Genomic DNA, 13,464 nt, shown 5'->3' on the forward strand with positions numbered 1-13,464 from the left:
CAGCGATAGCTGAGCGTGCTTACACCGACACAGGCGTAAAAAAACGCTAGAATACGATCAAGGGTTGAAATTAATATATTCGGCTGCGCAAGACTGGAAAATGCACTCCTGGTCAGGTAGAAGGCAGGATATTGTTTTTCTCAAATAATTGATTAATAAAAGGAGTGTTGGGATGTCAATGGCGGATCGTGATGGGGTTATCTGGTACGATGGTGAACTGGTTCCATGGCGCAATGCCACTACACACGTACTAACCCATACATTGCACTATGGAATGGGTGTTTTCGAAGGCCTGCGGGCTTATGAAGCTGCCAAGGGTCCCGCTATTTTTCGCCTGACAGAGCATACCCAACGCCTGTTTAATTCTGCCCATATTTTCAAGATGCGTATTCCTTTCGATCAGGCGACACTCAATGATGCCCAGCGGGCCGTCGTTCGTGAAAACAAGCTCACTTCTGGTTACATCCGTCCAATCGTCTTTTATGGTTCGGAAGCGATGGGGCTGTCCGCGAGGAATCTGTCCGTGCATGTCGCGGTAGCGGCCTGGCCATGGGGGGCCTACCTTGGTGCCGACGGTCTGGAAAATGGCATTCGAGTCAAAACCACATCATTTACCCGTCACCACGTGAACATCAACATGTGTCGCGCCAAATCGGTTGCTACCTATACTAATTCGATTCTGGCGCACCAGGAAGTTGCGCAGGATGGCTATCATGAAGCGCTGCTGCTGGATGTCGACGGCTATGTCGCGGAAGGTTCGGGAGAAAATATCTTTATCGTCAAACAGGGCAAGCTTTATACGCCGGACCTGACAGCCTGTCTGGAAGGCATTACCCGTGCATCGGTCATGCAGTTGGCGCAGGAAATAGGAATCGAGGTTATTGAAAAACGTTTGACCCGCGATGAGGTTTATTGTGCGGACGAAGCTTTTTTTACCGGCACGGCAGCTGAAATCACTCCCATCCGCGAACTCGATTGCCGTTCGATTGGCAGTGGTACGCGCGGACCGATCACCGAACGGTTGCAAACCCTTTTTTTTGATTGTGTCAACGGCAGGTCAAATGATCATGCTGACTGGCTGCACTATGTTTAACCGACTTAATTGAAATATTTCATGAATAACGCCACATCCAAAACTTACCCGCAAGCAGTTGACATCACGGCAGACGATTTGCCATTGCATTGTCCCAACCCACATATGGATCCAGCCAGCTGGCATCCACGCGTATTTCTGACATTGGATGCGAGCGGCCGTGCGATGTGCCCGTATTGCGGGACACGTTACACGCTCAAAGGTGGCATGCCTCATAGTCATCATTGAAGTTCTATCCTGGCCTCAATTTAATTAAGGGTTCGCCTTATGAATAGCATTCCGCATGAGATATTCAAAGCTTATGACATACGGGGTATCGTTGCAACTGCTTTGACTCCGGCAGCGGTAGAGTTGATTGGTCAGGCAATCGGCTCAGAAGCCCGCGCCCGCAAGCTTGGTACCATTGCGATTGGTCGTGATGGTCGTTTGTCTGGGCCAATTCTGACGCAAGCGTTGACTAATGGCATTCGCAAAAGCGGGGTCGACGTCATCGATGTCGGCATGGTCGCTACGCCAATGCTGTATTTTGCAGCGTATGAATTATGCGATTACTCTGGTGTGATGGTAACAGGCAGCCACAACCCCCCCGAATACAATGGACTCAAGATGGTTCTGGGCGGCGAGACACTTGCAGCAGAAGCCATTCAGGCATTGCGCCACCGGATCGAGAAACAGGATTTCACCCTTGGACAAGGTAGTTATCGCCAGCAGGAGATTGGCGAGCGCTACCTGCTGCGTATCACGAGCGACATCAAGCTGGCACGTCCGGTCAAGCTGGTCGTCGATTGTGGCAATGGCGTGGCAGGCGCATTTGCGCCTGAGCTCTATCGCAGGCTGGGTTGCGAAGTAACGGAGCTGTTTTGTGAAGTGGATGGTACTTTCCCTAATCATCATCCGGATCCTTCCGTGCCGGAAAATCTGCGGGATGTCATCCATGCGCTAGAGACGACTGATGCCGATATCGGCTTTGCCTTCGACGGAGATGGCGATCGCCTTGGCGTCGTTACCAAGGATGGCCGCATTATTTATGCTGACCGCCAGCTGATGCTCTTTGCCGCCGATGTGCTGTCGCGCAATCCCGGTGGGCAAATCATCTTTGATGTCAAATGTACACGCAATCTTGCGCCGTGGATTGAGGATCATGGGGGTGTCCCCGTGATGTGGAAAACGGGACATTCGTTTATCAAGGCCAAGCTGAAAGAAACCGGTGCTTTGCTGGCAGGGGAGATGAGCGGGCATATTTTTTTCAAGGAACGCTGGTATGGGTTCGATGACGGACTCTATGCCGGTGCGCGCTTGCTGGAACTGTTGAGCAAGGAAAAGGATCTTGGCGCGACCCTTAATGCTCTGCCGGATTCTCTCAATACTCCGGAACTGCAAATCAGACTGGCGGAAGGGGAAAATCATACTCTGATCGCCCAGCTGCAGCGCGAAGCAAGTTTTCCCAATGCTGATCGGGTGATCACTATTGATGGTTTGCGGGTGGAATATCCGGATGGTTTTGGATTGATTCGTGCTTCCAATACCACGCCAGTTGCGGTGCTGCGTTTTGAAGCAAAAGATGAGGCCGCACTCAAGCGTATTCAGCAAGACCTCCGCCAATGCATCCTGCAAGTCAAACCTGATGCGGTTTTACCTTTCTGACGGAATCAAAAATGAACGACTGGTCATGATCAGTCTGACCAGTCGTTCATTGCCACCATGAAAATTGCCCTGGCACAGATCAATCCCATCGTTGGCGATCTACAGGGAAACGCAGACAAAATTCTCAATACATGCCTGCAGGCACACGCAGCACAGGCCAGTTTGCTCATCACCCCGGAAATGTCGTTGACGGGTTACCCGGTTCAAGACTGGTTGTTTCGTCAGGACTTCATTTCAGCCTGTGGACAGATACTGCGGCAGCTTGCCGCAGAACTTCCACCCGTAACAGTGGTGATTGGCCACCCGCATGCCGAGAATGGCAGGCTGTTTAATGCCGCTTCGGTTATTCGAGATGGCAAACTCATTGCCCGCTACTACAAAAAATACCTGTCGGTGGGCAGGGTGTTCGACGAGCAGCGCTATTTCACGGCAGGTGAGGTTTCTTGTACTTTCGCGCATGCCGGGCTGATTTTTGGATTGACAATCGGTGAAGATGTTCACCAGTTACCTTACCTGCAAACGATACAACAGCAAGGAGCACAAGTGCTGCTCGCCATGCGCGCATCTCCTTATAGTGTTGGTCAGCATAATGAGCGGCTGAGTATGGCGAAAGCAGCTTCCAGTCAGATCGCTTTGCCTGCCATCTATATCAATCTGGCTGGTGGGCAGGATGAGCTGGTATTCGATGGCGCATCATTTGCTGTTGATAGTCGCGGTGAGCGTACTCATCAGTTTGCGGCGTTTAAAGACATGCTTGGCATCATCGAATTGAATAACGATCAACTGCATAAAGGCACAAAAATCGACCTGCCGGAGCAGTTGGCGAGTATTTACGCCGCGTTATGTCTGGGGGTGCGTGATTTTATCGGTAAAAATGGATTTCCAGGAGCGTTGATCGGTTTGTCAGGCGGCGTTGATTCCGCACTGGTATTGGCGATCGCGGTCGACGCGCTCGGGTGTGACCGTGTCAGAACCGTGATGCTGCCATCACCCTATACCGCCGATATCAGCCGACAGGATGCCCGCATAATGGCGCAGAACTTGGGTGTCGAACATATTGAAATCCCGATAGATACCATTTTTGCAGAGCACAGGCAAATTCTCTCAGTGCCTTTACAATTGCTGCCGGCCATTCCTGCTCCCACCACTGAAGAAAATCTGCAGGCTCGTATCCGCGCCATCCTGTTGATGGCGCTTTCCAACCAGAGTAGCCTGCTGCTGCTCAACACCAGTAACAAATCTGAGACGGCGGTTGGCTACAGTACGCTGTATGGTGATATGGCAGGTGGTTTTGCAGTATTGAAAGATGTCAGTAAAACTCTGGTTTATGCGCTTTGCCACTACCGCAACCGGATCGCCCCGATCATTCCGGAACGCATTTTGCAACGACCGCCATCTGCAGAGCTGCGTCCCAATCAGACAGACCAGGACAACCTGCCGCCGTATCCGGTGCTGGACGCGATGATCGAAGCCTACGTCGAACAGGGATGTTCCGTCGAAGAGATCGTCGCGATGGGTTATCCACAATCACTCGTGCAGCGAGTGATTCATTTGATTCACGGCAGCGAATATAAGCGTCAACAAGCTGCCCCCGGTATCCGGTTGACCCGGCGAGATTTTGGGAAATCGTGGCGTTTTCCGCTGACTTCCAGATTTCTGAAATAACTGCCGACAGAGTCAATTTTTTGCTATTTTGAGCTGTACTTACAGATGAATATTTCACAGATAAAATATTCGTTCGTCTGGCATCCCAGAACCAATTAAAGGAAATAACACGAAAATACAATGCGGTTCATGCAAGTAATGGTAATTCTGGCTTTTATCCTCCCTACCCAGACGTGGGTGGCTGTCAAAGTAATTGCTGACGTCGGCCAGCCTGCAGCAGATTTTCCACCTGAGTATATTTACTGGATTATTGCACCCAATCCGGTCATTGGCGCATCCGGCCATAATGAAGGGAGCGGGTCAGTCTACCAAAAGAGTGTTGTTGATCGTGGACCGTGAGTCTCCACGCCTTGGAGCTTTAAGCTTTTCGAGATGGTTGATATATGTCTCAAGGCTACGACCTGCGATGCTGCCCTTAATGCCTGATACGTGCTTGATGAAATTCTCTCGATCAACAGCATCAGTGGGATCTGGCGTGCCATCCTTCCAGTTTGAAAAGTCCATGATCACCAACGCTGATCTTATCTCGATGTTTTCCGGCCATGCAGGTGCTTCTTTGTCTATGAAGTAGTGCCAGTCTCTAAGTGCAGGATCAGCAAGAGCCATATAGAACTTGTGGCGCCAGTATTCCTCAAATTCATCTGCAATTGTCTTGTAGGTGGGATGTGTGATCTGAGAGGCTATCTTCTTGGCTCTAAGAATGTGCCTGGCTGCAGTTAACCAATTTAATCTGTCTGCCATTGGTGGCATCGAGCGGCCGTCGTCCGTCAGGGAGTTGAACGACCACTCCAAAGACTTTTGGAATTGCGTCACATATTCCCTGTCACGTTCTCGAGTTTTATCGTCGCGGATCTTCTTTAGGTTGGCGCGATAAGCAAGAAAAGCAAGAAAAATTGACACCGGCGTCAATGCGCTGATGCCAATCTTGATCCATTCGATGCAGTCTGCCGAGCAAGCGATCATGTTTGTCCGCGGTCTAACGTTTAAATTGAGAGGCACTTCACGGTTTGGAAAAAAGGGAGCGCTATCCTATATTATTCTCGCCGATTTCCTCGCTGTATGATGTGATACGGTATCCCGACAAATACAGTTCTGCTTAGTCTTGGCATTCATGAATTCACCTAAATTATTCAGGCGACAACTGACTTGGCAATTACCGGGTTCCGTCGTGGAGTTGTCAGTTTGAGTGATAATTAGCCAATTCTAGTGCTCTGTTGCGTTAAGGTTTTCCGTCTAACTATCCCATTTATTTCGTTGAAGAAAAATTTTCCTTAATTACTTAACGCGATAGAACCTTTTTTGTGAGCTGATGATATTGCTGTTCATATTGACTGACTTTGGATAAGTTACCTGCTTTTTTTGCTGCTTGAGCTGCGAGTAGAATCGCGTTGCGACGGTTCGGTGTGCGTTGCAGCGAGGTTTCCAGCTCTTTTAATGCAGCTGTTGGATGGTTTAATGTCAGCAGCAATTCGCCAAGTAATTCCCGTGCCGGGATGATGGCACCGGGAGTGACATTGTCTTTTTCGGTCGAATCTTCCAAATCAGCGGATGCATGCATCAGTTGTAGCGCCTCTTCAGTTCGATTCTCGGCAGCTGCGATCCAGGCAGCAACGGCCAGACGCTGAATTTCAATTTGACCGGCAGTGTAGTCTTGATGTGCCGAGCGGTCGAGTTCGCGCAGTGTCTCCAGGTGCTTCAGGTTTTTTTTTGCATCAGCGACGTTATCGGTTCTGGCTGCGCCAATTCCTTTGGCAAAATACGTGATCGCTTCACACCAACCGAATTGCTGCCACGGAAAATCCGCCGGATGAGCATTCAATTTTGCCGCTTCATGCCAATCGCCGCGCTCAACAGCAAAGCGTGCCGGGATGGCAGCGTGGGCATAGGCAATGGTGGTATTGTGCGGGTATGCGTTGTCGATAGCACGCACTTCTTGTACGATGGCACGGGCTTTTTCTATTTCATCCAGCTGCAAATAAGCATACAACAGATAGTCTTTAGCGTGGATGTCATCCCCGTAATTGTCAGATGCGTGTTCCTGTGAAGCCTGGTATGCCGCCAGATTGGATTGCACTACATCCGGCCATAGGCCCAGGCGGACAAAGATATGGGATGACATGTGCAAAGCATGCGGTACGGTGGGTGCGATATCTCTATATGCCCGTGCGGCATCAAGTCCGAGTTCCGCCAGTTCAGGGTAATCGCTGCTGTGGATGATGTAGTGAGCGACGCCGGGGTGTTGTGGCTCGTCTTTCAAGACACGTTGCAGCAACTGTAACGCCTGTTTTTGCCTGGTAAAGGTTTTATCGCCTGGCGAAACATTTGAAATCAATGCCAGTGCGTAAAATAGTGTGGCCTCATTATCGTCTGGAAATTGTTCGGTAATACGCTTCACGGCCTGTTCATACGCGAGTTTCCGCGCACTGTAATCGCGACCGTCATCTGTTGCTGGATACAATATGGCAATCGCATCCAGATAGGCCTTTTCCCGGGCAGTTTTGATTGTTAATGATCGCGCTTGCGCAAGGGCATTGCGTGCCCGCTGTACTTCCATTGGCGTCGGGGTGGTCGCCCATAATTGCTGATAAAGACTCATTGCGATACCCCAGTACCCCATGGTGCAGTCGGGATCAGTAGAGGTGACCCGTTGGAAAGCTTTTTCAGCTTCGTCGTACCAGAATGAATGCAGCATCGCCAGTGCTTGATTGAATTGAGCTTGTGCAACAGATGTGCAGGAGACGGGAAACTGCACTTTTCCGAGTTTCTTTTGATCGATGTTAACGGCAGGGTGATGATCGCCATCAGCGATTGCAGATCCGGCCCATAACAAAATGGTGATGGTAAAAATGCGTGTAAGTGTTGTCATTGGATGTCCCCAGAAATGGCGTGGCTTGATAATGGGAAATAGCGTTGAAAAGTATCCGCTCTAAGATCCGACGGAAAAAATTGCTTTAGTACTTCAAAGCTTAAACTGGCAAATGGATTGTGTCGCTCCGAGTCCCAGACACGGAGCGAGTAGCCGCTTCGTGCTTTAGCACTCGATGCGCCTCGCGAAACGGTAGCGAGGTGGCTGTTCTGCAATGCGTTGCGCTGTGTCGAGTCCATAGTGATCAATAAGTACGGGGTCTGGATCACGGTCATAAGGAATGACGACTTCGTCAACATAGCCCGCCATAGATGACTCTCCGCAGAATGGAATTGATAAAGTATAAAACAGGGCTCAATCGCTTATTTCGCTATTGTTCAGCACCGTATATTCGGTGCTGAATGTGTCTGTCGCGCGCTGATTTATAGTGCGTGATTAATGCTGTCATTGATCCAGGTAATTGAAATTAAGGCATCAACTAAAAATTTTTCTAATATTGTAGAGAACAGGTACCGACACAATCAGTAGGAGCATGGGCCAAAATTCAACAATGGTTTCATGCCATTGTGTTCCCACTGTGATTGGAATTTCTAATACAAATTCGACTTGATCCGTATTTTTACCAGAAAGATAAAGCCCGTATTCTCCGGTTTCGTCGATGCTTAATACCTGAGTGATGATGCCGGATTTGTGGATTTCCGGAGGAATTGTCAGTAGTGTTTTTGTCGGTTTATTATCTTCTGTTTTAGCAAGCGTCATGGTCAGCGGCCATTCGCGCGCAGATTTAGGATAAAGAAGATCAATCGTGACAGCCAGCGTCCCCGGACTGGGTATTTTTCCGCATAGAACAGGAACGGGCATCGCACTCATTGCGTCACTGGGAATTGCATAATCGGTGGAAATGAAATAACCCGAATAGCCAACCAACAGGTGTTCGGATTCGATTGTGCACGTGCCACCTCGAAAACCCTTCGGATAGGTGGCCGACGTATCCCCCTGCGAACCTACATGAAACTGCAAGCCAATTACGGCAATAATCGAGAGAGATCCGATCAGAATCAGAAAACGTTGTGCATTCTTAGGTAAATTTCCCCAAATAAAATTCATATTTTTCTCCTGTAAATATGAGGTTAGGCAGATTCAGTCGATTTTTTAAACCGTGACTGGTATCGCTTCCATTGACCTGTTACGAACAGGATGGCCCATAAAACGGATAAAAAGGGAGCCGCTAGAACTGGCAGACCGACTGGAACAAGAATCTGAGAAAGTCCAATTTGAAGCGCTGGTGTCAGCATGCTAGCCAATATCGCCAGGAACGCACTTTTTGCATCTGGCTTTAGGAAAACTTGCCCCACTGCGATGGCGGCCAGCCCAGCATTGAACCCATACAATCCGATTCCAATGGCATGGTGATCGGCGTCGAGTAAGGCCGCAACCAGGCTTCCGCATAAAGCTCCTCCTCCAAGCAGCAGCGAGCTGCGCAACGATATGACCGCGACTCCAATTAGGATCAAGATGCCCGTCGCGAAGCTATCAACAAGGAATATTTGGCTTACACCCTTTATTAGCAGAGTCGGCCACATACCTGGCGGCACTCCTTCACTCACAATGCTCTGCGATGAATCGGGGATTGATAGGCCGGGATCTGCTGTTCGCAGATCGTGTCCTGGATCAAGAGTTGGGTCGAATGTAGGTGCAGCCAGTATGAATATCCAACTAGTCAGAACGAATGGAGCCGCAGCTGGAGGAATCCCGAATGGAATCTTCCTTATCATTGCAAACACTACACTGGAGAGCATAGCCGCCAGAATGATGTATAGCCAAAGTTGAGGAGCATGAGCAAGAAACGTCCATAAACCCACTCCTGTAAGTGTTCCGTTGAAGCCGTACAACCCTGCGCTTATGTCGCTTTTTGCGCTTTTAAAGACAGAGGCCGCCGCAGTACTGCTAATGGCTCCCACAATCGCAGCCAGGCCGGTCATCACGTCATACGCACAAAATGCCACCAGAAAAATAAAACCCGAGACTGCATTGCCGCAAAAAATGACCTGCCCGACCCCCATGAGGATTACCCGAAGAGGCTGTGGTAATGCACTCTCAATTTTTATGAACCATGCCATGATCAGCCCTCCTCCCAATTAGGGCAGAAATTCGTATATAAAAGGTAGCAGCCATGGCGGGCAGTACGGCCCACTCTCGAGACAGAGAGAGTAATCATTCCATACCTCGAAGAATATCCTCGGCGGCAAGGCGTGCGATATGTGCTGCCTCGCTGCTTCCGGTGACCATGGCGGTCACGATTGCCCCATCGATGATCAAGCTTAATTTCTCGGTGATCATATCCGGATCCCTTGCCCCGCTTTCCGTAACTATTGCCCGGAGTCGGTCATTTATTTTTTCCCGGTGCGCAACAGCCACATCTTTTACCCAGCCACCCTCCTTCTCGTGCTCCGCGACCGCGTTGATAAAGACGCATCCGAAGTAGTCTTCTTTTTCGAACCATTTCTCTATCAGGTCGAACAGGAGCATGATGCGCTCTTTGGCGGAGCATTCTAGATCCGACAAATCCCGGTCGAACCATCGATACCACATGTCCGCCTCCGTATCTAATACTGTCTTCAGTAGATTTTTTTTCGAGCCGTAGTGCTTATAAAGGCTACCGCGAGCGACACCTGCTTCTTTAAGGATCCGGGAAATACCAGTTGCGTTTATCCCCACTCGACAGAACAGGTAGCGCGCGGCCAGCAGCAATTTTTCACTCGGTGATTTGCGGTGTTCGACTATCCTTGTCAATCTCTTTCTCCGTGATTAGTGATGATCAAAGTGAGTTAGGGTAGTCGAGGGCGGTTCTCTGCCAACTGTTTTTTGATTTTTCGTGCGATTTTTCCCGCTTCCAGACGGATTTCGCGTAACTGCCCACTCAGGGGATTGACGTGCCCGATAAAGTACAGGCGAGGTGCATCCGAAAATTCCTGTTCCCCTAGGACCACCGGCCGATCATCCGGGCTGGTAATACCGGGAATCTGGATCAATTTCGTAAGACCAGTCCGAAAACCTGTTCCAGCAACGATCACATCTACGTTTAGGGCTATTTCATTTTGCTGATCGCTAGGTTTCGCTTCGACGGAATTGAGTGCATGTACAGTCTGCCCTTCAATTTTTCTGATCGGGCCAACTACCCGAATACGCCCCGCTCGGATATCGTCCACAAAGGGATAATAGAGAATTGGTACAACCTGGGTTCTGGCGAACTGCTGCGACACCCGAGTGACAGGAAAGGGGAGGCCGTATTGCGTCAAATTACCTATGAACAGTCGCCGTAAAACATACAGAAGGCCATCAACCCATGCGGCTGGCAGATATCGCGTTGCAAGGCCAATCCCTACCAGTGGAATGCCAAAGATGCTTTTGGGAAGGATGTGGGGCGGCGTTCTGACAGAGAGGGTGACCGATTTCGCGTGCTCGGCGAGTCGGCTTGCAATTTCGGCGGCTGAATTACCACTACCGACAACCAATACATTCTTTCCCGCATAGGTCTTGGCATGCTTGAATTTTGAGGAATGGATGATTTCACCGGAAAAGGTTTCCGCTCCTACCCATTCCGGGGTAACGGGGGTATGTGCTCCTCCTGTCGCAACGACCACTGCTAGTGACTCAAATTTTTTACCATCATGGCTAGTGATAGACCAGGTATCGCGTAGGCGATCATATTCGACTTTCTCAATATTGATCCCGGTTTTAACCGTGAAGCCTCCTCGTTCAGGAAATGTTTCGAGAATACGCACAACCTCGTCACGTGAAGGCCAGCTACCGGCCGAGCGAGGAATCGGACTCCCGGGAAGCCGCGATAAGGCGCGCCCCGAATTCAGACGCAGACCGTCATAATGATTACGCCAGACATCTCCAACCGCAGCGGTTTTCTCCAGCACTAACGGATTGAGTCCAAGTCTTTTTAATTCATATGCTGCCGATAATCCCGCTGGACCAGCCCCAATTACCGCGACATCATGCACTCCGCTCATCTTTGTTCCCCTTCTTGCGAGTGTGAGAACTCACTGTTGCGTTCGTTCTCCTTGCAGATGATCTCAATATCAAGTGGTACCGGGCGGATTATCGTATCTGGAATGGGCGCAGTTTTTAGTAGTTTGGTTAGAATCTCTTTCACATCTTCTGGGGAAGAATCTGTTCGGATATCCACTGTTATCCCGATGTTCTCAAACCCGGGATTGCCGGTTTCAAGACCAAAGGCAGAACGAAAGTTTACCCGGCCTGAAACGCTCAACTGAAGGTGTTTTACGGTGATGCCAGCAGCCGACAATCCACCAATATAGGTGGCAGTAAGGCAATGGCCGATCGCAGAAAGCAGCATGTCCTGTGGCGTCAGGCCGGCTCCACCACCACCGTATTGCTCAGGTTCATCACCGATGATTTTCTGGCCATCCGTAACGCACGAGGTGGTGTGATAACCATTGTTCCAGATGACTGCCGCCTGATATTGAGGCCTGGCAATGAGCCCGTCCCCATCTGTCTGGATAAGGTCTCGCGTTACTTGCAACCTGTCCACATCAATTCCATTTATGCAGTTCTTTGTCATCTTCGACTCCATATAATCACAAGAAGGTACTGACATCTTTTTTCATTTCCGCACATCCAAGAGCGAGATAAAAATAGATCGATCAGTCTACTAATATAATAACTCAAGTTTAGACATTCAGCACCAGATAATTGGTTCTTTGAATAGAATCGAAGTCGCGATACGAGACACAAAAATATCCACAAGATGAGCAAAAATTACTTGATAGCAGGGAAAGCTCGCGCGGTGCCCGATGTCTTATGCTCAAACGGCTCGTCTTTGTCTGTCAGGCAGGATACTCATTTATTACTCACCGCTGTACCCATGCATTCTCGCGCTACTTTCGTCGAATTACCGTGCGGTTGCCTGACTTCTCCGGAGGGCTGGGTGACACACGCGCTCAGTACCATTACCAGAGGCCGTCACCGGACGACCTATTACAAACTCCTGGAATGTGGCAGCGTCCGGACGCTACGGCTGACAAGAGCCTTGTTCGAGGTAGTCAACAGCGCTTTGCTAATGGAGGCCCTCAATCTGGCCATCGACGACACGTTAATTCCACGCCAATCCGAGAAGGTGCCGGGCAGTATCGTTTGGCCGACCATGCCAGAAAGCACAACCGGCTACAGTTTCTGTTGACACAATGCTGGGTTACGTTAGGCGTCAGTGTATTGGGTAGTGCTGGCAGGAAATACGTGTTGCCAATTGTGTCCCGTTAATCACAGTCCCTTACCGGTAGCGGCAATCTGTGGCGGTCTATTTTCCAGGTTAACAAAGAACGCTCTTAATAGCATCTGGCAGCATTTCTGCCGCCTGAGCCAACAGAATGACCGCTTTAGAGGTACCTTAATATGTTTTAAAATCGACTAATACGTGTGGTCATAGATTTTGCCGGCAGCAATTCCTTGTGATAAGGTTGCATCCAAAAAATTTCCGGCAACTTTCTGTACGCATTCAAGCATTGGCATAAGGCCTTCTCGTTTTGCCCGCTACCTAATGGAAATTCAATATCATGAAACTGGCTTTATTTGATCTGGATAATACGCTTCTCGCAGGAGACAGCGATTTTCAATGGGCGCAATTTCTCATTGAACAAAAAGTGCTTGATCAGGAAGTATATGCAGCAAAAAATATTGAATTTTATGAACAATATAAAAATGGCACGCTTGATATTCACGAATTCCTGGACTTTCAGCTCAAACCACTTGCGCGTCATCCGCGCAAACAATTGAATGAGTGGCGCAGGCAGTTTGTGGCAGAAAAAATTCTGCCATTGATTACACCTGGTGCGCGTGAGTTGGTTAGCCGCCATCAGACTGAACGGAATTTATGCATCATCATTACCGCGACCAACAGTTTTGTGACGGCACCGATTGCGCAGGCGTTAGGTATCGAACATTTGATTGCGACTGAACCTGAACAGATCGACGGGCAGTTTACCGGCCGGGTGGCTGGAGTACCTTGTTTTCAGAAGGGCAAGATTACACGGCTGGAACAATGGCTGGACAAACAAAATCTTACCTGGCTGTCATTTCTGCAAAGCTGGTTTTATAGTGATTCACTCAATGATCTGCCGTTGCTCGGCAAAGTCACGCATCCGGTTGCAGTCGATCCTGACGACAC

General features: G+C 49.5%; 15 protein-coding genes. 7 read left to right on the top strand and 8 right to left on the bottom strand.

Annotation, left to right across the window (positions count from 1 at the left end; translation table 11 throughout):
• Nucleotides 1-172 precede the first annotated feature (172 nt).
• From NSMM_RS07825 to NSMM_RS15160, 5 genes are all read left to right on the top strand, one after another.
• A complete protein-coding gene (locus NSMM_RS07825; protein ID WP_090286279.1) occupies nt 173-1,093 on the top strand; it encodes a branched-chain amino acid transaminase in 921 nt (306 codons plus the stop codon).
• A 21-nt stretch (nt 1,094-1,114) separates the two neighbouring features.
• A complete protein-coding gene (locus tag NSMM_RS07830; protein ID WP_090286281.1) occupies nt 1,115-1,321 on the top strand; it encodes a zinc-finger domain-containing protein in 207 nt (68 codons plus the stop codon).
• Nucleotides 1,322-1,360: 39 nt separating this feature from the next.
• Nucleotides 1,361-2,737 (top strand): phosphomannomutase/phosphoglucomutase, encoded by a 1,377-nt coding sequence (locus tag NSMM_RS07835; protein ID WP_090286283.1) that lies wholly within the window; start codon nt 1,361-1,363, stop codon nt 2,735-2,737.
• 57 nt (nt 2,738-2,794) lie between these two features.
• Nucleotides 2,795-4,402 (top strand): NAD+ synthase, encoded by a 1,608-nt coding sequence (locus NSMM_RS07840; protein WP_090286285.1) that lies wholly within the window; start codon nt 2,795-2,797, stop codon nt 4,400-4,402.
• Nucleotides 4,403-4,522: 120 nt separating this feature from the next.
• A complete protein-coding gene (locus NSMM_RS15160) occupies nt 4,523-4,741 on the top strand; it encodes a hypothetical protein (protein ID WP_218121041.1) in 219 nt (72 codons plus the stop codon).
• On the opposite strand, the gene NSMM_RS07845 is transcribed toward NSMM_RS15160, so the two are convergent.
• The 8 genes from NSMM_RS07845 to NSMM_RS07875 all read right to left on the bottom strand — a co-directional run bounded on the left by NSMM_RS07845 (nt 4,703) and on the right by NSMM_RS07875 (nt 11,862).
• A complete protein-coding gene (locus tag NSMM_RS07845; RefSeq protein WP_090286287.1) occupies nt 4,703-5,365 on the bottom strand; it encodes a hypothetical protein in 663 nt (220 codons plus the stop codon). The two genes, NSMM_RS15160 and NSMM_RS07845, sit on opposite strands and share 39 nt — an antisense overlap.
• A 316-nt stretch (nt 5,366-5,681) precedes the next feature.
• Nucleotides 5,682-7,268, bottom strand: a complete 1,587-nt coding sequence (locus tag NSMM_RS07850) for a tetratricopeptide repeat protein (protein WP_090286289.1) — start codon at nt 7,266-7,268, stop codon at nt 5,682-5,684.
• Nucleotides 7,269-7,433: 165 nt separating this feature from the next.
• Nucleotides 7,434-7,577, bottom strand: a complete 144-nt coding sequence (locus NSMM_RS15610) for a hypothetical protein (RefSeq protein ID WP_176753891.1) — start codon at nt 7,575-7,577, stop codon at nt 7,434-7,436.
• 165 nt (nt 7,578-7,742) lie between these two features.
• Complete coding sequence (locus NSMM_RS07855; RefSeq protein WP_090286291.1) at nt 7,743-8,375, bottom strand: hypothetical protein; 633 nt, start codon at nt 8,373-8,375, stop codon at nt 7,743-7,745.
• 23 nt (nt 8,376-8,398) lie between these two features.
• Nucleotides 8,399-9,388, bottom strand: a complete 990-nt coding sequence (locus tag NSMM_RS07860; protein ID WP_090286294.1) for an urea transporter — start codon at nt 9,386-9,388, stop codon at nt 8,399-8,401.
• Nucleotides 9,389-9,482: 94 nt separating this feature from the next.
• Nucleotides 9,483-10,061, bottom strand: a complete 579-nt coding sequence (locus tag NSMM_RS07865; RefSeq protein ID WP_245654729.1) for a TetR/AcrR family transcriptional regulator — start codon at nt 10,059-10,061, stop codon at nt 9,483-9,485.
• 35 nt (nt 10,062-10,096) lie between these two features.
• Nucleotides 10,097-11,290, bottom strand: a complete 1,194-nt coding sequence (locus tag NSMM_RS07870; RefSeq protein ID WP_090286296.1) for a flavin-containing monooxygenase — start codon at nt 11,288-11,290, stop codon at nt 10,097-10,099.
• Nucleotides 11,287-11,862, bottom strand: a complete 576-nt coding sequence (locus tag NSMM_RS07875; protein WP_245654730.1) for an OsmC family protein — start codon at nt 11,860-11,862, stop codon at nt 11,287-11,289. Before NSMM_RS07875 ends, NSMM_RS07870 begins: the two co-directional genes overlap by 4 nt.
• Nucleotides 11,863-12,048: 186 nt before the next feature.
• Between NSMM_RS07875 and NSMM_RS15165 the strand changes: the two genes are divergently transcribed.
• Both NSMM_RS15165 and NSMM_RS07885 read left to right on the top strand, forming a co-directional pair.
• Nucleotides 12,049-12,480, top strand: a complete 432-nt coding sequence (locus tag NSMM_RS15165; protein WP_143001894.1) for a transposase — start codon at nt 12,049-12,051, stop codon at nt 12,478-12,480.
• A 373-nt stretch (nt 12,481-12,853) separates the two neighbouring features.
• On the top strand, nt 12,854-13,464 hold a 611-nt coding region (locus NSMM_RS07885; RefSeq protein WP_090286300.1), incomplete at its 3' end, for a histidinol-phosphatase.

This window comes from Nitrosomonas mobilis (genome assembly GCF_900103035.1).
Taxonomy (GTDB): Bacteria; Pseudomonadota; Gammaproteobacteria; order Burkholderiales; family Nitrosomonadaceae; genus Nitrosomonas; species Nitrosomonas mobilis.

Excerpts from the sequence above, each read along its gene's own strand:
- NSMM_RS07825 (WP_090286279.1), top strand. The coding sequence starts at position 173 with ATGTCAATGGCGGATCGTGATGGGGTTATCTGGTACGATGGTGAACTG.
- NSMM_RS07830 (WP_090286281.1), top strand. The coding sequence starts at position 1,115 with ATGAATAACGCCACATCCAAAACTTACCCGCAAGCAGTTGACATCACG.
- NSMM_RS07835 (WP_090286283.1), top strand. The coding sequence starts at position 1,361 with ATGAATAGCATTCCGCATGAGATATTCAAAGCTTATGACATACGGGGT.
- NSMM_RS07840 (WP_090286285.1), top strand. The coding sequence starts at position 2,795 with ATGAAAATTGCCCTGGCACAGATCAATCCCATCGTTGGCGATCTACAG.
- NSMM_RS15160 (WP_218121041.1), top strand. The coding sequence starts at position 4,523 with ATGCGGTTCATGCAAGTAATGGTAATTCTGGCTTTTATCCTCCCTACC.
- NSMM_RS07845 (WP_090286287.1), bottom strand. The coding sequence starts at position 5,365 with ATGATCGCTTGCTCGGCAGACTGCATCGAATGGATCAAGATTGGCATC.
- NSMM_RS07850 (WP_090286289.1), bottom strand. The coding sequence starts at position 7,268 with ATGACAACACTTACACGCATTTTTACCATCACCATTTTGTTATGGGCC.
- NSMM_RS15610 (WP_176753891.1), bottom strand. The coding sequence starts at position 7,577 with ATGGCGGGCTATGTTGACGAAGTCGTCATTCCTTATGACCGTGATCCA.
- NSMM_RS07855 (WP_090286291.1), bottom strand. The coding sequence starts at position 8,375 with ATGAATTTTATTTGGGGAAATTTACCTAAGAATGCACAACGTTTTCTG.
- NSMM_RS07860 (WP_090286294.1), bottom strand. The coding sequence starts at position 9,388 with ATGGCATGGTTCATAAAAATTGAGAGTGCATTACCACAGCCTCTTCGG.
- NSMM_RS07870 (WP_090286296.1), bottom strand. The coding sequence starts at position 11,290 with ATGAGCGGAGTGCATGATGTCGCGGTAATTGGGGCTGGTCCAGCGGGA.
- NSMM_RS07875 (WP_245654730.1), bottom strand. The coding sequence starts at position 11,862 with ATGACAAAGAACTGCATAAATGGAATTGATGTGGACAGGTTGCAAGTA.
- NSMM_RS15165 (WP_143001894.1), top strand. The coding sequence starts at position 12,049 with ATGAGCAAAAATTACTTGATAGCAGGGAAAGCTCGCGCGGTGCCCGAT.